Raw genomic sequence first — 17,624 nt, 5'->3', positions numbered from 1 at the left:
CCGCATTTGTTATTGATATTGATAGTCCTGGTCGTAGTCCGACGTGTCGTCACCGATGTTGATATCGCCCAGCGTTCGGAAGCTGAGGCGTGCGCTGATCGACCAGTCGTTGGCGGCCGTGCTCTGCGGCTTGTCGGTATAGGCGAGCGTGAAGATCGTGCACTCATCCGCGTAGCTGACGCCGATGCCGCGGCGGATGATCTGCTTTTCGGTCAGGTCCCAGGTTGCCGTACCGGCCAGCGCCCAATTCTCGTTGATGCGGAACTTGGCGGTGTGCTTCAGTACATCCGTAGCATCCACGTCGCCATATTCCGCCTGCGGATCGACCTGGGTGTAGACCAGTGTGCCCTGCATGCGCGGCGTCGTGTAGCTGAAGGAGGCATCGGTGCGTTTTACCGCAAACGTCTTTTCGTCGAAACGAGTGTTTGCTGCGACCGAGAAGCCCTGTGGCAGGTCGATAGCCGCCATGGCGACATAATCCGACCGGCGGGTTTCGAGACCGGAATTCGCGCCGGCCTGGACCAGGTCCTCGGTTGCGAAGGAGTTCTGACCGGCGACCTGGTAGGACTGGCCGACAATACCGCGCACTCCGATGCCGTTCGCGAACGAACCGGTATAGCGGATGCCGACATTGGCGCGCGTGCCGCCTTCGACACGGTCGAAGCCGGAGAACTTGTCGCGCTCGAACAGGGTCGTGGCATCGAAGACGAAGCTCTGCGCATCCTCGTTCGGCAGTCCGCCGGCCATCTGTTCATCCGGACGGGCATAGATCTGCGCGATCGGCTCGATGATATGGCTGCTGTCGCCATAGGTCATCAGGATCGGGTAACGGGCTTCGAGGCCGGCGGTCAGCATGTAGCGGCCGTCGCTGCCCTCGGCTTCCAGATTGCCCTCATAAAAGGCCGGCGTGTTCGAGCCGGTATGGCGCAGGCCATCGGCGCGGGCTGCAACAAGCGGCGTCAGCAACAAGCCGTCTATATTGAAGGTGCGCTTCCATTCCGCTTCGGCGGTGAAACGGCTGTAACTGCCTTCCAGGCCCGGGAAGCGGTTGGTCAGGCCTTCATTGTACCAGTCGTCCTCGCGGCGCGAGAGATTGGTGATGTTGGCCGTCAGGGAAAGCTCGCCGCCAAGAATCGGCTGCGGTGCGTAATAGGTATAATCGAGCGAGGGATAGACAATCGCCTGCTGCTGTTCCAGCGTGTTGTCATATGCCTTGTCCTGTACGTTGAAGTAATAGTTGTGCAGGTCGAAATAATTCCGCGTGCCGATGCCAGTCAGATAGATATCGTTCACGAATGTATCGGAATCGACGCCCTGCAGACTGTAGGTCTTGGAGAAATTGTTGTCGCTTTGCGTCATGACGTTCCAGCCGAACGTCCAGCGCGGATTGATCTGGAACTCGGCCTTCGACGCGGCCATGAAACGATTTTCGGCGCGGGCGTCGCTGGTGCCGGCATCGAACGCGTTGCGGTTCATCTGGTTGATACCCGCGAAGCGGAACGTGTGTTCGCCGGTTTCGAACTTGTTGCGGATTTCGCCCTGAACCAGAAGTCCCTGATGGGAATAATAGGTCGGGCTGAGGGTCGCATCCATGCTCGGCGAGAAGACATGGTAATACGGAACGGTGACGCCGAAACCGAGGTTGTCGCTGGCGGAAAACTGCGGGAAGAGCAGGCCGGACTTGCGCTCGACCGTTTCGTCCGGAACCTCGATAGCGAACGGCAGCTTGCCGAGCGACATGCCGAACAGTTCGAACTGGGCATTCTCCAGGCGGATCGTATGGGTCTGGCCGTTGCGGATGACGCGCTCGGCCTTGACCTGCCACAGAGGCGCTTTGCCGGGCGTGGTCGCGCAGGGAAGGCAGGCCGTGTAGACGGTGTTGTTGAGCACCATCAGGTCTTCGGACTGCCGTTCGCCGCTTTCGGCCGCGATGCGGGTATTGTCGGTGGTCTCGACGCGGAGCGCGTTGATGAAACCCTGACCGAAATCGTCGGTGACATCCAGCTGCTCCGCATAGACGCGGTTGCCGCCCGGCTCGACCATTTCGATATTGCCGGTCGCCATGACGCGGCCGGACTTCTGGTCGTACTGAACGCGCTGCGCCACCAGGCGATAGCGATTGTAATAGAGTTGCACGCCACCGACGGCGGTGACCTGCTTGGCATCCTGATTATAGGTCAGCTGATTGGCGCGCAGCAGAAGCTTGGCGCCGTCCGCGGCGGCGGGCACCAGATTCTGCGCATGCACAGTCGTTGCCGATACGCTGAATACGCATACAGACACACCTGTCAGCAGGGCGGCGGCAAGCCGTCTTATATGTTTGCGGTTACTGACCGCCACTAGCCATCCTCCTGATGAAGCAAGATAGTCGTCCCCAGCGCCGTCGCGACGATGACTGGAATCCAGACCGCCACGAAGGGTGGAATCGCCCCACTGCTCCCGAATGCCTTCACAAGCACTGTCACGACATAAAGCACGAAGCCGGAAACTATGCCACCCAGAATCACTGAGCGGGACTGGGCGAAGCGACTGAATTTTAATGATACTGTTGCAGCAATGAGAGTCATCGCCACGAGCAGCAGAGGCAGCGACAGCAGCGAGTGGTACTGCGTCTCCAGCGCTTTTGTGGAAATGCCGAAAGATTTGCCAACCTCGATTTTTCGGGAAAGATCAAAGAACGCAACGCTTTCCGGCTGCGACACGCTTTCCTGGATATATTCCTGTCTCAAGTTGGTGCGAACCTGTGCCGTCTCGCGACGGGTCGGAATTTCGCCGGGGCGATTCTCCATAACCTCGTTAAGAAGCCAGTAACCATCTTCCAACTTTGCGGTCTTGGCGTCCTGCCGCATGGTGACGCCGCCGTCCTTGTCGAAGTGGAAAACCACGACGTCGATCAGCAGGGTTCCGTTGTTCTGATAGTTCTTGGCGCCGATGATCGTATCGTCGTCGCCGCTGATCTGGCGGATCCAGGGCAGGAATTTCGAAGCGCGAGTCCGGTTGCTCGCCTCGCGCCAGTTGGCCTCCATCGAGGCCGATTCGCGCTGGCCCCACGCGGCGAGCGGATTGACGACCAGAACCGTCCCCAGACCGATCAGGAAGGCGCCCGCCACGAACGGAGAAATGAACTGCCACACGGAAATACCGGCTGCACGCGTCACCACCAGTTCGTAGCGGCGGTTGAGCGCGATCAGCACCGTCATGCCGATGAACAGGCTCAGCGTCGGAATGGTCTGCTGCAGGATCAGCGGCACGCGCATCGCCGTCATCAGCAAGCCGGCAGAGACGGTGTAACCGACGAAGCCGGACATGCGGCGGCTCGTCTCGCTGAAATCGGCGAGGAAGATGATGGCGCTGACGCCGAGCACGAACCAGAGGGCGGTGATGATGTAGCGGCGGAAGAAATAGCGGCCAAGCGTCGAGAACATTACGCAGTCCCTCCGCCGGAGGTGGGCTTTGCCTCGAAACGCCGCTGGATGCTTCTGCCCATCCGTGCAAGCCCGCGCCCGATGAAAGCAGGCGTCGAGAACTGGCGGTTCGTCGCGAGCATGAAGGCGGCGATCAGCGATGCGGCGACCGGCACGACGTAGGGGGCTGCGGCATAAAGCGGGTGGCGCTCGACGAGGTTGGTTGCCGAGAAACCAAGCCAGCGGATCGCGAAAGCCAGGAACAGCGCGTAGACCATCGGATGCACCTGCCTCTGACGATGCGAACGCGTATTGCCGGCGATCACCAGCGATACCAGCGCGAAGGTGATCGGGAACAGCCAGTCCGACAGGCGGCGATGAAGCTCGGCGCGATAGGAATCCGGTGACTTCTGATAGAGCGGGTCGTTCGGATCAGGATTGAGCAGGAAGGCAAGGCTGCGGTCGGTCGAATATTGCGGCAGGCCGCCTTCGGATTTCGCCATGGCCGAGAGATCGAACGCATAGGATACGAAGCGGATGACGGAGATGCGTCCGTCGACAGCCTTCCGATGCACTTCGCCGTCGCGCATCGTCAGCGTGGTGCCGGTGGCGTCGATCGAACCCTCGCGGGCATAATAGATGAGGTCGAAATTCGGATCGCGGTAGTCGACGACGAAAATGCCCTTCAGCACCCGGCCCGAATGGCGCTCGGAAATCTGCACATAGAGGCCGTCCTCGATACTGCGGAAAGTCTTTTCCTCGATGACGGATGAGAGCAGATCCGCATAGGCGGCGGCAACCATCTGGCGCGCGGCGACGCGCGACGGCGGCTCCACGAAATTCGTGACGACGAAGGAGAACAGGCTGAGTGCAATTCCGAGCAGGATGATCGGCCGGTAGATAATGTTTCGCGCGGCGCCAGCGGCATCGATCACCGGCAGTTCGGAATCGTTGTTCATCGCCGTCAGCGTCTGGGTGATGCCGATGACAAGCGCGAATGGCAGAACGACGGGAATGATGGTGGGCAGGATAAACGTCGCCAGCGTCGCGAACGAGCCCATCGACTGGCCGCTATCCGTGACCAGGTTGATGCGCCCGAGCACCTGGATAGTCCAGATGATGGTGAGCACGGGTACGAGCGTCACCAGGAACATCTGGAAAATCCGGCGCAATATGTAGACTTCGAGAAGCTTCATTCCGGCCTGGACGTCCTGTGTTCCGTCGTTCATCGACGACGGTTGCGCCTATCTAAGCGATTGAAGATGGCTTTGCGACGGGGGGTGCCTCACAAATTTGTTGGCGAGTTCCGATTTCCTGCTCTCTGTGACATTTCGAAACAAGCGGCAACCCCTGCATAGACCACCATGGACGACAGGAAACCGAGCGTGACGTCCGATAGATAGTGGCCGCCGAACGAGGTCCTGAGTGCCGGCGAGACGATCGAAATCGCGATCAGCGGCGGTCCGAGGATCGGCCGCAGCGGCTTCGGCATCAATACGATCAGGCAGGCAAGCCATCCGGCAGCCGCGGCTTCTCCGGAAATGAAGGAACAGTTGCCATTACAGGCGCCGTTGAAGTCGCCGGCCGGCATGAACGGATATTTGCCGGCGAAAAGATCGGTTTCGTAGGGGCGGGGGCGGTTGGAAACCTGCTTCAGGATGAGGTTCACCAGCACGTAGGGCCCCACGATAAACGAGACGAGCGCGATCGAATAATCGCGCGTCTTGCGCCGGCTGTATCCGCTGCCCGAATGCTGCAGGTTGGCGATCAGCCGATAGAGAATGTAGATCGCCACGACGGACGGCATATAGAAAAGAATACGCCGGATGGCGACGTAGATGGCCTCGGACCCATAGGGGAACCCACCGCAGATTTTGCCTGTTTCGATGGACTGGCCGCACGCTGCCTGAACGAAGAAGGCGCGGGCGACCGAAAGATCCAGTTCCGGAATAAGGTAGAAGGCGGCCAGCAACACCCACCACACAGCCATCAGCACCACGAACCATCCCATCGGCTTGGCAAAATAGCGTTTCACGGTATTGCGCCATCGGGAAATGGTGTCGGCAAGGGCAGGCATGTAGTCTCATCCGTTGATCGAGCGGCGCGACCCTAATGCAAGAGGCGCTGGAATTGAACAGCGCCGAGTAAATGGAAATTGTGTGACCGGAAACCGCGCGATTTGCCGCGTTCAGAAGTTGCCTGCAAATTTCGCTCCGGGCATCTGGCAAAGGTGTGACATCTCGCCCTTGCGTTCACGCCCGAAACGGCGATGATCGCCGGTCAGTTTTGGGAAGAGCATTCTGGAGTCGCAATGTCCGTCAAATTCGATATTTCCTTCGCCAAGTCCGCCAAGCTCGAGGGCGGGCTGGCAATCCTTTTGAAGCTTTCCGGCGATGCTACCGCTGCCGGCGCATCTGAGGCTGATCCGGCGGGTATCGTGTCGCGCGCCGCCGAGATCGCCAAGTTCTCCGGCAAGTCGATGGCGACGCTCGATCTCATTGCCCCGCAGGGTTCCTCTCTCGACAGGCTGGTGGTGCTCGGCCTCGGCAAAGCGGATGCGCTGACCGCCTATGACTGGATCCGTGCCGGCGGTGCGGCGGCGGCATCCGTGAAGAACGTGACCAAGGTCGCGATCTACCTGGATGCGCCCGGTGCCACCGTTGGTGCCTCCGAAGCCGCCGGCTTTGCTCTGGGCATGCTGCTGCGCGCCTATTCGTTCGATACCTACAAGACGAAAAAGAATGACGACGACGACAAGTCTTCGAAGACCGTCAAGGTGACCATCGTCACCGCCGAACATTCGGCAGCCAAGAAGGCATTTGCCGACTCGGAAGCCATTGCCGGCGGCGTGCTTCTGGCCCGCGATCTCGTCAACCTGCCGCCGAATGCTCTTGGTCCTGTCGAATTCGCCGACAAGGCCAAGGAGCTGGAAAAGCTCGGTTGCGAAGTGGAAATCCTGACCGAGAAGGAAATGAAGAAGCTCGGCATGGGCGCGCTGCTCGGCGTTGCCCAGGGCTCCGTTCGTCCGCCGCGGCTTGCCATCATGCACTGGAAGGGCGGCAAGGCGAAGGAAGCGCCGGTCGCCTTCATCGGCAAGGGCGTCGTCTTCGATACCGGCGGCATTTCCATCAAGCCGGGTGCCGGCATGGAGGACATGAAGGGCGACATGGGCGGTGCCGCCGCCGTGACAGGCCTCATGCACACGCTCGCCGCCCGCAAGGCTAAGGTCAATGCCATCGGCATTATCGGCCTGGTGGAAAACATGCCGGACGGCAATGCCCAGCGTCCGGGCGACATCGTCACCACCATGTCCGGCCAGACGATCGAGATCATCAATACGGATGCGGAAGGCCGTCTCGTGCTGGCCGATGCGCTCTATTACTGCAACGACCGCTTCAAGCCGCGTTTCATGATCAATCTCGCGACGCTGACCGGGGCCATCATGGTGGCGCTCGGCAACCTGCATGCCGGCCTGTTCTCCAACGACGACAATCTGTCGAGCCAGCTGACCGGCGTCGGTAACGTGACTGGCGAGCGCCTGTGGCGCATGCCGCTCGGCAAGGACTACGACAAGATCATCGATTCGAAGTTCGCCGACATGAAGAACACCGGCGGCCGTTACGGCGGCGCGATCACTGCGGCGCAGCTGCTGCAGCGCTTCGTCGGCGACACGCCCTGGGCGCATCTCGATATCGCCGGCACCGCGATGAACTCGCCGTCCAACGAGATCAACCAGTCCTGGGGTTCGGGTTACGGCGTGCGTCTGCTGGACGAACTCGTTCGCGCGCATTACGAGGGGTAATGACGGAAATTCTCTTCTACCATCTGACCGAATCGAAGCTCGAGGATGCGCTGCCCGCGCTTCTCGAAAAGAGCGTCGAGCGCGGCTGGAAGGTGGCGGTGCAGACAGGCGAGGATGCGCGGCGGGATTTTCTCGACGCGCATCTCTGGACATTCCGCGAGGACAGCTTTCTGCCGCACGGCACCGATGCGGCGCCGATGGCCGAGGCCCAGCCGGTGCTTCTGACGGCGCAGGGCGATAATACCAATGGCGCGACGGTGCGTTTTCTGGTGGATGGCGCCGAGCCGCCGCCGGTTGATGGCTATGAGCGGATCGTTTTCATGTTCGACGGTTACGATACCGTCCAGCTCGACAATGCCCGCGCCCAGTGGAAGCGCCTGAAAGGCGAGGGGCATGTGCTGACCTATTGGCAGCAATCGGAAGAGGGCCGATGGGTGAAGAAGGCCTGATCAGTCCTTCTTTTGTTTCCAGCGCTTAGTTCAGCCAGGCCATCATCATCGACGAATTGCTATGGCGCAGGCGCACGACCTTGTAGCCTTCGGAGGCTAGCTGGGTCAGCAGGGCCGGCAGCATGGCGGCTGTGCGGGCATGGATGTCGTGCAGCAGGATGATGCCTTTGCCGTGGGCGCGCAGCTCGTTCATCGTGCGGGTCGCAACGGCTGCCGGGGTTACGCCGAAATAGTCCTTGGAATCGACCTGGACGTCGAGCACGACCATGCCGTTCTGGGCGACCCATTGGCGAAGCTTTTTCGTGTCCGCCAGATAGGGGAAGCGGAAGAAGCCGGCATCTTCATGAGTGACGCTGGTCACCGCATCGCGGCCCTTTTCGATTTCGGCGACGGCCGCATCGAAGGAAAGGTTCTGCAGATCGGCATGGCGATAGGTATGGCTGCCGATCGAGTGGCCGGCGCTGACGACGCGCTGGGCGATTTCCGGATGCGCCTTGGCCATCTGACCGACCATCAGGAAGGTCGCCTTGACGCCATATTCGTCGAGGATCGACAGGATCTTGTCGGTCTTTTTCGGCATCGGACCGTCATCGAAGGTCAGCACCACTTCCTTGGCGTTGAGCTTCAGGTCGGACAGCGACGAAACGGACAGCGTGCGGCCGGAAAGCCCGCCGGGATTGCCGAAACGGCCCCAGGCTGCCGGCGTCAGCGCAACCGGATCGTCGGCGCTGGCGGTCTTCTTCGGGGAGGAAAGGGATTGGGCGGGCGCAAATGACGTTGCGAGCGATCCGCCTTCGGTCTGCGGGCGACCGGCGCAGGAGGACAAAAGGCACGCAACGGCAGCGGCGACGCAAAGGACGCGAACGAACATCGGGATGTCTCGGCTTAAAAGTGACTAAGGAGTGAAGACGCCGTCACTCTGGCTGATTATGGTTAACAGCTGGTTATCACAGGATTATTGCAGCCGATTTAGGCAAGATCCGTCTGTGCGAAATCGTCGCCGACATAGAGTAAGCCGACGCCCGCGGCCTTGGCGCCGGCATAGGAAAAGCAATCGCCGAAATTCAGTTTTGCCGAATGACGACCTTTGCCGTAGCGGGCGAAGGCGTCGATGGCGACGGAAGCCGTTTGATCCGTCATGGCGATGGTCTCGACGTCCAGAGCTGAAAGCAGTGAACGAACAAGTCGCTCGGCGACCGAGACATCAAGATTCTGCTTGCCGGCGAGGACGGTCGTTGCCTCATAGATGACGGTCGGCGCAGTTGATCGAGGGCTTTTGGAGCGCTCAAGCTGTGCGATCAAATCCTTCGACCGCTCCGTATCCAGCAAGATTTCGATGATCGCCGAAGTTTCGAGAAACATCAGTCACGTCCCCACATTTCGTCGAGATAGGCTTTCTCGTCGAAATCCAGGTTCGGTGTGCCCAGCCGCTTTACTTCATCCTGAATAGCTTTCAGCTGCTCTGCAAGCGGAGGTTTTTCCACTGGCTTGGCGTCTTCCGAAGTTTCCACCACACGCTCCAGCGCCTGCCGGATGGCATCCGTCTTCGTCGGAGCCTTCAGGATTTTCTGGGCCTGTTCGGCCAATTGATTGACGCGCTCATCGCGCACATAAAGGGGCATGGCTGTGCCTCGTGAATATACATGCCAATATAGTGTATATTCACGAGACCGACAACGTCGATGAAATCACTCAGCCCTTTATGATCGTCTGGCGCAGGAAGCTGTATCCCATCGCCAGCCGTGCAGCCTGTTCGCTGGAATCGCCGGCGCCGCCATGACCGCCCGAACCATATTCGTGGAATAGTGGCACATGCCCGGTCTCGATCAGCCGCTTTGCGAAACGGCGTGCGTGAGACGGATGCACCCGATCATCGTTCGATGAGCTTTCAATATAGACCGGCGGATAGCTCACATCTGCTGATGGCTTCACCTGATGCAGCGGAGAGTAACCCAGCATGTATTCGAGGTCTGCTTCCACATCGGGGTTGCCATATTCGTCCATCCACGCCTTGCCGGCCGGGAAGACGTGGAAGCGGGACATGTCGATCACAGGCACGCGGGTCCAGACCGCGCCAAAATCCTTCGGGTAACGGGTCAGCATCACGGCCGTCAGCAGTCCGCCATTGCTGCCGCCGGTGCAGGCGATGCGCGACGACCGGGTATAACCGCGCTTCACCAGATCGCGGGCAATCGCGGCGAAATCCTCGAACGCTTTGTGGCGACCGTGGCCCTTGGCGGCATGGTGCCAGTCCGGCCCAAGCTCGCCGCCGCCGCGGATATAGGCCTGCACATAGGCACCGCCATGCGAGAGCCAGAGGCCGTTATTACCGGAATAGTAAGGCGCAAGTGGCGAGGCGAAACCGCCATATCCATACATCAGCACAGGCAATTCGCCCTCGGTCCAGCTCTTCGGAAAGGCGATGTGATAGGGCACCTTGGTGCCGTCTTCCGATGTAGCCTCAAGTAGTTCTGTTCGCATGCCCTCGGCATCGAAATAGGCCGGCGCGGTGCCGGTAAGCACGAGCTCTGGGGCGCGGCTGTGGTCGGTCAGGTCGAGGCGGTAGGTGCTGTAAGGCAGAAGAAAGCCTTGGCCGATGACGGTCAGCACTTCTTCGCCGAGCGTCAAATCCGCATCGAGCAGCCGGAAATTCACGGTCTGCAATTCGGACGGCAGCGGCATTTCTTCCGGTTTGGCTCCGCCCTTCGTCAGGTCGAGCAGATAGAGCTTCGGCACCATCCGGTCGCTGACGATGAACAGCGCCCATGTTTTCAGCAGGGAGAATTGCGCGATCGACTGCCCGTCGTTCGGCGAAAACAGAATGCGCACCTCTCCGAGCGGTTCATCCGTAAACGGTGCGATTGTCTGCAGGATCAGGCTGCCGGTCGGATGGCGTTCGTCGGTCTTGGCGCGCCAGAGAATGTGGCTGTGGTTGGCGGAATAGTCGATCTGGGTCGGCAGATCGAGGCGACGGATTTCGCCCTTGGCATCGCGCAGATGCACGCTCGCCTTGCCGATCTCATGGCCGACGGAGAAGATCTCGACCGGCCGTTCACCCGAATTGCCGCCCCAGAAGAGTGGATCGATGGAATAGGCCGAGCCATAGACATCGTCCTTGCCTGCTTCGAAATAGACAGGCGCATCCTGCACCGTTTGCCCGCGCTTCAGCCGGCGGCCGACACGCGGCCAGCCGGAGCGGGTGGCGGAATTCTCGTCGACGGAGCCGAAATAGGCGATCTCGTCGTGGGAGAGCCAGCTGGCATGGGCGCGCGCCGCAGGCGTATCGAAGCCGCCTTCGATAAATGTCCTGGTTTCCGTGTTGAATTCCACCAACCGCAGCAGATCGGAGCCGCCATCCGAGAGAATGAGCAGCACCCGCGTCGGCTCGAAAGGACAGGTAATCGCGCCGGAATAAATCCAGCGCTTGCCCTCTGCTTTGCAGAAGGCATCGAGATCGAGCACTGTCTCCCAGGCCGCATCCGAGTTCGGCTCCTGATCGGCCGGCAGCCGGCGCCAGATGCCGAGCGGATTGTCCTTGGTGCGATGATAATCGAACAGCCACTTGCCACGGCGGCTTGGCACGATCAGCCGGTCCTCGCGCTCGAACATCGCCTTGACGGTGTCGCGGTCCTTCTCGAATTCCGCCGTCTGAAGCCTTTCATCGGAAGCCTTGTTGAGCTCGGCAACAAAAGCCAGCGTCTTCGGATCGTCGTCGGTTTCGAGGAAAAGGTCCATGGATGGTGTCTCCGTTCAGCGAAGCCATACCTATGGTCGCGGCGAACGATGGGCAACCTCCGCGATCGTATTTGATAAGCGAATAATCGAGATGGCGACGGGCGAACTTGGGTCTGCCGTCATCCTCGGGCTCGTCCCGAGGATCTGTCCACGTCAAACGTGGTTAGATCCTCGCCACAAGGGCGAGGATGACGAACGGAGATGTCTGCGAGCCTTCAGGCAGGCTCGATGTCACCCCGCCATACCCTCTTCATATTCGGCCGAAAGCATCAGCCATTCCTCTTCCGCTGCAGAAAGCTTCGCCGCCGCTTCACCGCGCTCCTTGGACTTGGAGGCAGCCTTGGCTGGCGCCTTCTCGTAGAGCATCGGATCTGCAAGCTCTTTATCAAGCGCCTGAATCAGCTTCTCCAGCTTTCCCGTCAAAGCCTCGACTTCGTTGATCTTTTTCTTGAGCGGCGCGAGCGAGGCGCGCTTTTCCGCATTGGCCTTGCGCTGATCGGCCTTCGATGCCGTATCCTCGGCGGCCTGCGGCTTGTCGTCCTTCTTGCGGCCGGCCGCAATGATCAGGTCGCGATATTCCTCGAGATCGCCCTCGAACGGCTTCACCGTGCCGTCGTTGACCAGCCATAGCCGGTCGACTGTCGCCTCGATCAGGTGGCGGTCGTGGGAGATCAGGATGACGGCGCCGTCGTAGTCGTTCAACGCTTCGATCAGCGCCCGGCGGCTGTCGATATCGAGATGGTTGGTCGGTTCGTCGAGGATAAGCAGGTTTGGCGCATGAAAGGTTGCGAGGCCCATCAGCAGACGTGCCTTCTCGCCACCGGAAAGGTCCTTCGCGGCCGTCGCCATCTTTTCGGTGGCGAGGCCCATCTGGGCGACGCGGGCCCGCACCTGCGCTTCGGCCGCTTGCGGCATCAGTCGGCGAACGTGATCGACCGGCGTCTCATTGGGAATGAGATCGTCCAGCTGGTGCTGCGCGAAAAAGCCGATGGAAAGCGAGGGCGCCAGCTTCATCTCGCCGCCGTCAGTCTCCAGCCGGCCGGAGATCAGCTTGGCGAAGGTGGATTTGCCGTTGCCGTTGGAGCCAAGCAACGCGATACGGTCGTCATTGTCGATGCGCAGGCTGATATTCTTCAGGATCGGCTTGCCGGGCGTATAACCCACTGCGCCCTTGTTGATCGCCACGATCGGCGAGGCGGGCTGCTTTTCGGGCGTTGGGAAGGTGATCGGCTGCACATGGTCTTCCACGACGGCGGCCACGGTGCCCATGCGCTCCAGCGCCTTGACACGGCTCTGCGCCTGCTTGGCCTTGGTCGCCTTGGCCTTGAACCGGTCGATGAAGCTTTGCAGGTGTTTGCGGGCGGCGTCGTTCTTGGCCTTCGCCTTCATCTGCAATTCGTCGGCTTCCGCCTTCTGACGCTCGAACTGGTCGTAATTCCCGCGATAATAGGTCAGCTTCGACTGGTTGAGATGCACGATCGAATTGACGGCATTGTTCAGCATGTCGCGGTCGTGACTGATGACGATGACCGTATGCGGATAGCGCCGCACATAGTCTTCCAGCCACATCGTGCCTTCAAGGTCGAGATAGTTGGTCGGCTCATCGAGCAGCAGCAGGTCGGGTTCGGCGAAGAGCACGGCGGCCAGCGCCACGCGCATGCGCCAGCCGCCCGAAAACGACGAGGCGGGGCGAAGCTGCGCTTCGGCATTGAAGCCAAGACCGGCAAGAATGCTCGCCGCCCGCGCTTCCGCCGAATGTGCGTCGATATCGACGAGCCGCATTTGAATCTCGGCAATGCGGTGCGGATCGGTTGCCGTCTCGGCCTCCGCCATCAACGCCGCGCGCTCCTTGTCGGCAGCCATGACGATAGTGATCAACGAGTCCTCTGTGCCGGGCGCTTCCTGGGCGACCTGACCGATCCGGGCATTTTTCGGAATGGTGACCGAGCCGCTCTCGGAAACGAGGTCGCCGGTAATGACGCGGAAAAGCGTCGACTTGCCGGCACCGTTACGGCCAATAAGGCCGACTTTGGCGCCTGCCGGAAGCGAGACGCTGGCGTGGTCGAGAAGCAGGCGGCCCGCAATGCGGGCGGAGAGGTCGTTGATCGTGATCATGGCGGCGGTTTTGGCCGAAACCGGCCGTCATGGCAAGATGGCGGCGCAGGTTGCACCGCCAGTCTTTCCGCAGGGCTCTCAGGAAGCGCGGCGCACTGTTTCGCTGAAGACCACCACCGGCAGGCGCGGATTGGCCAATGCGGCTTCGAGTGCGGTTGCCGCCTGCAGGCGCAACTGCGGCGGCGAGAAGGCCTCCGCCATCCGTGCCACGCCGATCGACAACTGCAATGTCGTGCTGCTGCGATCGGAAACCGCAAAAACGAGATTGTCGGCGATCGAGGCCGAAAGTCGTCCGGCAATCGCCTGGATACTGTCCCGATCGACCTCGCGCAGCAGGAAAGCGAAATCACCCTTGCCGATGCGGGCCAGGAAATCGTTCTTCTTGATTGCTTTTCGGAAGATGGAAGCCGCTTTCTTGATGATGCGGTTTGCCGCGGGCTCGCCATAGGTCTGCGCGATGTCCGGCAGATCCGGCAGCGTAACCAAGAAGAGGGCGGTATCGTGCTTGTCGCCTTCGGCGCCGTAAAGCTTTTCCAGACGTTCGGCAAAGGCTGCATGGTTCGGCAGCGAGGTCAGCCGGTCACGCAGCGTCAAGGCGCGCGCGGCGGCCATATCACTTTCCGCTTTGGTAAGGCGCGCGACGCCCGACTTCAGGATTTCCTCAAGCTCCGTCTCGGCGACCACCGCGTCCGAGAGCGAGACGCTCAGATATTCGATCTCGGCCAGGATATCGCCCGGGCCGGCATTGTTGTCTTCCCTGAGGCTGCGGGCGACGGCTTCCAGAACGCGGGTAAAGCCCTGTTTCTGGGTAACCCCGCTCGACATCTTGTCGCGAAGCTCAGTGAGCAGCCTGATTTCGTGGTCGCGTGAACGCGGTGTTGCGAGAGCGATGAAGCTCGGCACCTGATGTCGCAGGCCGATCTCATCCAGAACGGCCTGCGAGGGCAGGGTGGTCAGAGCCATCACCTCCCGCGACAGCGCCGGGTCGGCACCGGACAATGCCTCGTGGAAAAGTTCGTAGTTCCGCGGCAGGCCGCTGACCTCCAGCTTCGCCATGTGCTGGGTCACCACCTGAAGGTTACGGTCTCTTGCCGCCTTGCTGATCTCGCCGGGCATGTCTCAACCTTTCCGCTATCGGTCTTGCTTTTTGTTTTGTCCTATACTGCGACAACCGATGCGCGCGGAGCCTTAACATCCGCTGAAAGCCCCAGTTTTCCATGAGCTTAGAGTTAAGGGAGGGTGGAAGCATTTGCTCGAATGCGATCCATGAATATTCCTGACTGGATTGGTCCCGCCATTGCCTGCACTATCCTTCGACATGCAACTGATGAGGAGCTACCCATGACCCGCATTCTCTACACGCTCTGCGGCGCCGACGAGAGCCGCCCGTTTTCACCCCACTGCTGGAAGGTCGTGCTGGCTCTGCATCACAAGGGCCTGGATTTCATCGAAAAGCCGACACCGTTCACCCAGATACCGGCGCTGGAAGACAGTTTTTCCAAGACGGTGCCGATCCTGCGGGATGGCAACGAACTGGTCCGCGACAGTTTCGACATCGCGCTTTATCTCGAAGAAAAGTATCCGGATCGCCCGACCTTGTTCGGCGGCGAGGGCGGCAAGGCACTGTCCCGTTTTGTCGAGCGCTTCTCGCAGAACATCGTGCATCCGGCCGTCGCCGGCATCGCCATTGCCGATATCCACGACATGCTGGGCGAGACCGATCAGGTCTATTTCCGCTCCAGCCGCGAAAAGGCGCTGGGCAAGACGCTGGAAGAGATGCGGGCAGGGCGCGAGGACGCTGTCGTCGCTTTTGCCGCAAAACTCGAGCCGGTTCGTCAGACGCTCCGTTACCAGGAGTTCCTCGGCGGCGACGGTCCGCTATACGCCGACTATATCCTGTTCGGCGCGTTGCAATGGATGCGCGTCACCGCCGGCGCCAAGGTGTTTACTGCCGATGACCCGGTCGGGTTGTGGTTCGAACGCTGCCTCGACCTCTATAATGGGGCGGGCCGCAGTGTGACGGCGGCGTGAAATTGCCGAAACCCCCTTGTTTCCAATGAAAGGGGCGGGTAAACACCGCCCACTTTCCGTAGGATATAAAGGACAGAACAATGGCGATTGAACGCACGTTTTCGATGATCAAGCCGGACGCCACCAAGCGCAACCTGACGGGCGCCATCACCAAGGTGTTTGAAGACAACGGCCTGCGCATCATCGCTTCCAAGCGCGTCTGGATGAGCAAGCGCGAAGCCGAAGGCTTCTACGCCGTTCACAAGGAACGCCCGTTCTTCGGCGAACTCGTTGAAGGCATGACCTCCGGCCCGACCATCGTTCAGGTTCTCGAAGGCGAAAACGCCATCCTGAAGAACCGCGAAATCATGGGCGCCACCAACCCAGCAAACGCTGACGAAGGCACCATCCGCAAGCAGTTCGCCCTGTCGATCGGCGAAAATTCGGTTCACGGTTCGGACGCTCCGGAAACCGCTGCCCAGGAAATCGCCTACTGGTTCGCTGAAACCGAAATCGTCGGCTGATTTCATCCTCTTCATGAGGACGAGTGAATAGCGATAAACCGGGGCTCTGCTCCGGTTTTTTGCGTTTTGGGGTTGTCTCAGAGAGGCGTATCGAACTTGAAGATCGGCTGGCCGGAGAGGATGATCGCTTCCGCTTGGTGATACAAAACGGCCGAGCACAGGCGGTCGAGCCGCATGGCGAAATCGGTCGCGAGTGTCAGCTTGAGCTGCGGGTCCTTGATCGAAGCGATGAAATCCGCAAGCCGGCCGCTGTCTTCCATCGTCATCAGCAGATCGGTGACGGCCTCCGCCCGGATGGGGTCAGCCGCATAGGCGCCGAGCGGGCCTTGCAAACCCTTCGCCACCTCCACCCATATGGGCCATATTGGGATAAACTCTTTGGAGATTTCTGCCGGTTCTGCATAAGGGGCGTAGCCTTTTCCGCTTGCCGCCAACGCCAGCGCCTCGGCGGCAACCAGCCGGTCCAAGACGTCTCGGACACTCACGAGGGCGCCGGACGGCGGCGGATAGCGCCAGCTCATCACCGAAACCCGCCTGAGATTTTCGTCGAGCAGAACCTTGTAAGGACGTGCTGCCTGCAGCTGGCGAAAGACGAACAGCCACGCCCTGTCGAGGGTTGCTTTGCTTTTCAGTTGGCCGTCGGAAAAAGCCTTTGAAGTGGCCGCGTTGATTTCCGGCACGAAGGACAAATCATAGGACTGGTTTACTTCCCCCATCAGAAAATCGCGTTCCGGCATCATCGCGCTGTTGATCGTCAGCGCGTGAAGCACGGCGCGGCTTGCGATATCCTCGGGTCTATCGCTCGAACGTGGCAAGACCGGATTGCCGACGAGGGCCGGCATCCAGGACCAGAACCTGGTCAGGGCCAGCAGCGTTTCCGGATCCGGAACGGTGGTCGCAAAGGTCTTCCAGGCGTCCGGATTGCGCGCGGCTGCCGCAAAACCGGCTGACAGGGACAAAAGCCCGTTCTGGCGGGCGAGATCGGCAAGCTTTGCCTTTTTGTCGTCCGGCCGGTCGATTACGGAGCCGATGATGGCGTTAAACGCGCCAGCCTGTTTCTCTCTGGAGAGCGTGGCGAGAAAGGCGAACAGCTTGTCCGCATCGCCCTTCAGAATGACGGCGCGGATGGTGGATATTCCTCCATTCGAGAGGAACAGGTTGCCGGCATCGGCACGGATTGCCTCGAAGCCGCCCTCGGTCGCGGCCAGCGCCCCGGCAAGGTCGGCAGCATTGTGGACATTCGCCTGTTTCAGTTCGTCGGCAAGCGCTCTGGCCTCGCGCGGCGGCAGATTGCCGTAGCGCATCTTCAGGAATGCCGGCTCTGCGCCGAACCGCCGGGCGACGAGGCGCGGCAGGCCCGTCCGGTCCCTGATGACCAGATCGCTGAGCGCTACGATGGCGGGCTGGTGCCGACAGGCATCAGCGGCGCCGGCCATATCCGAAAATGTCAGGACTATAATAAACGCTGCCAGAATCCGCACTCGCATGGTGTCGCCTCCGGTTTTCGCGCGCTTAAACGGCGTAGGCTAAATTACCGCGAAGGATGCAATACGGATAGCCCCATCCGGGACGCGAGTTGACTGAG

The 17,624-nt window shown here is 60.5% G+C and carries 15 protein-coding genes; 4 read left to right on the top strand and 11 right to left on the bottom strand.

Annotation, left to right across the window (positions count from 1 at the left end):
- Window positions 1-9: 9 nt before the first annotated feature.
- The 4 genes from KX729_RS03695 to KX729_RS03680 form a co-directional block, all read right to left on the bottom strand.
- Window positions 10-2,340, bottom strand: coding sequence for an LPS-assembly protein LptD (locus tag KX729_RS03695; RefSeq protein WP_219741062.1), 2,331 nt, complete (start codon window positions 2,338-2,340; stop codon window positions 10-12).
- A complete protein-coding gene (lptG, locus tag KX729_RS03690) occupies window positions 2,340-3,425 on the bottom strand; it encodes an LPS export ABC transporter permease LptG (RefSeq protein ID WP_219741061.1) in 1,086 nt (361 codons plus the stop codon). Before lptG ends, KX729_RS03695 begins: the two co-directional genes overlap by 1 nt.
- Entirely contained in the window at window positions 3,425-4,600 is a 1,176-nt protein-coding gene (locus KX729_RS03685) for an LptF/LptG family permease (protein WP_219741210.1), read from the bottom strand. The genes lptG and KX729_RS03685 overlap by 1 nt, the downstream gene beginning before the upstream one ends.
- An 89-nt stretch (window positions 4,601-4,689) precedes the next feature.
- Window positions 4,690-5,481: a phosphatase PAP2 family protein gene (locus KX729_RS03680; protein ID WP_219741060.1), complete on the bottom strand. Its 792-nt coding sequence runs from the start codon at window positions 5,479-5,481 to the stop codon at window positions 4,690-4,692.
- A gap of 234 nt (window positions 5,482-5,715) precedes the next feature.
- Here KX729_RS03680 and KX729_RS03675 point away from each other — a divergent pair, with 234 nt between their 5' ends.
- Together KX729_RS03675 and KX729_RS03670 are read left to right on the top strand one after the other, a co-directional pair.
- Window positions 5,716-7,206, top strand: coding sequence for a leucyl aminopeptidase (locus tag KX729_RS03675; RefSeq protein WP_219741059.1), 1,491 nt, complete (start codon window positions 5,716-5,718; stop codon window positions 7,204-7,206).
- Window positions 7,206-7,655, top strand: a complete 450-nt coding sequence (locus KX729_RS03670) for a DNA polymerase III subunit chi (RefSeq protein ID WP_219741058.1) — start codon at window positions 7,206-7,208, stop codon at window positions 7,653-7,655. The genes KX729_RS03675 and KX729_RS03670 overlap by 1 nt, the downstream gene beginning before the upstream one ends.
- A gap of 25 nt (window positions 7,656-7,680) precedes the next feature.
- Here KX729_RS03670 and KX729_RS03665 read toward each other — a convergent pair whose 3' ends face one another.
- The 6 genes from KX729_RS03665 to KX729_RS03640 form a co-directional block, all read right to left on the bottom strand.
- Window positions 7,681-8,526 (bottom strand): polysaccharide deacetylase family protein, encoded by an 846-nt coding sequence (locus KX729_RS03665; RefSeq protein ID WP_219741057.1) that lies wholly within the window; start codon window positions 8,524-8,526, stop codon window positions 7,681-7,683.
- A 98-nt stretch (window positions 8,527-8,624) separates the two neighbouring features.
- On the bottom strand, window positions 8,625-9,017 hold the full coding sequence (locus KX729_RS03660) for a type II toxin-antitoxin system VapC family toxin (protein WP_219741056.1): 393 nt from the start codon (window positions 9,015-9,017) through the stop codon (window positions 8,625-8,627).
- Complete coding sequence (locus KX729_RS03655) at window positions 9,017-9,277, bottom strand: type II toxin-antitoxin system VapB family antitoxin (protein WP_219741055.1); 261 nt, start codon at window positions 9,275-9,277, stop codon at window positions 9,017-9,019. The genes KX729_RS03660 and KX729_RS03655 overlap by 1 nt, the downstream gene beginning before the upstream one ends.
- A 70-nt stretch (window positions 9,278-9,347) precedes the next feature.
- Window positions 9,348-11,390, bottom strand: a complete 2,043-nt coding sequence (locus KX729_RS03650; RefSeq protein WP_219741054.1) for a prolyl oligopeptidase family serine peptidase — start codon at window positions 11,388-11,390, stop codon at window positions 9,348-9,350.
- 231 nt (window positions 11,391-11,621) lie between these two features.
- Window positions 11,622-13,505, bottom strand: a complete 1,884-nt coding sequence (gene abc-f, locus KX729_RS03645) for a ribosomal protection-like ABC-F family protein (protein WP_219741053.1) — start codon at window positions 13,503-13,505, stop codon at window positions 11,622-11,624.
- 78 nt (window positions 13,506-13,583) lie between these two features.
- Entirely contained in the window at window positions 13,584-14,621 is a 1,038-nt protein-coding gene (locus KX729_RS03640; protein ID WP_219741052.1) for a GGDEF domain-containing protein, read from the bottom strand.
- Between the two features lie 225 nt (window positions 14,622-14,846).
- Between KX729_RS03640 and KX729_RS03635 the strand changes: the two genes are divergently transcribed.
- Together KX729_RS03635 and ndk are read left to right on the top strand one after the other, a co-directional pair.
- Window positions 14,847-15,536 (top strand): glutathione S-transferase family protein, encoded by a 690-nt coding sequence (locus KX729_RS03635; RefSeq protein ID WP_219741051.1) that lies wholly within the window; start codon window positions 14,847-14,849, stop codon window positions 15,534-15,536.
- Between the two features lie 80 nt (window positions 15,537-15,616).
- Window positions 15,617-16,039, top strand: coding sequence for a nucleoside-diphosphate kinase (gene ndk, locus KX729_RS03630; RefSeq protein ID WP_042618581.1), 423 nt, complete (start codon window positions 15,617-15,619; stop codon window positions 16,037-16,039).
- Window positions 16,040-16,116: 77 nt separating this feature from the next.
- Here the strand turns inward: ndk and KX729_RS03625 are convergent, their stop codons facing one another.
- The gene (locus tag KX729_RS03625; RefSeq protein WP_219741050.1) at window positions 16,117-17,526 is read right to left on the bottom strand and encodes a hypothetical protein; all 1,410 of its coding nucleotides are present in this window, start codon (window positions 17,524-17,526) and stop codon (window positions 16,117-16,119) included.
- Window positions 17,527-17,624 lie beyond the last annotated feature (98 nt).

It is taken from the genome of Neorhizobium populisoli, from assembly GCF_019430945.1.
GTDB lineage: Bacteria > Pseudomonadota > Alphaproteobacteria > Rhizobiales > Rhizobiaceae > Neorhizobium > Neorhizobium populisoli.
This window is presented reverse-complemented; position numbering and strand designations above follow the sequence as displayed.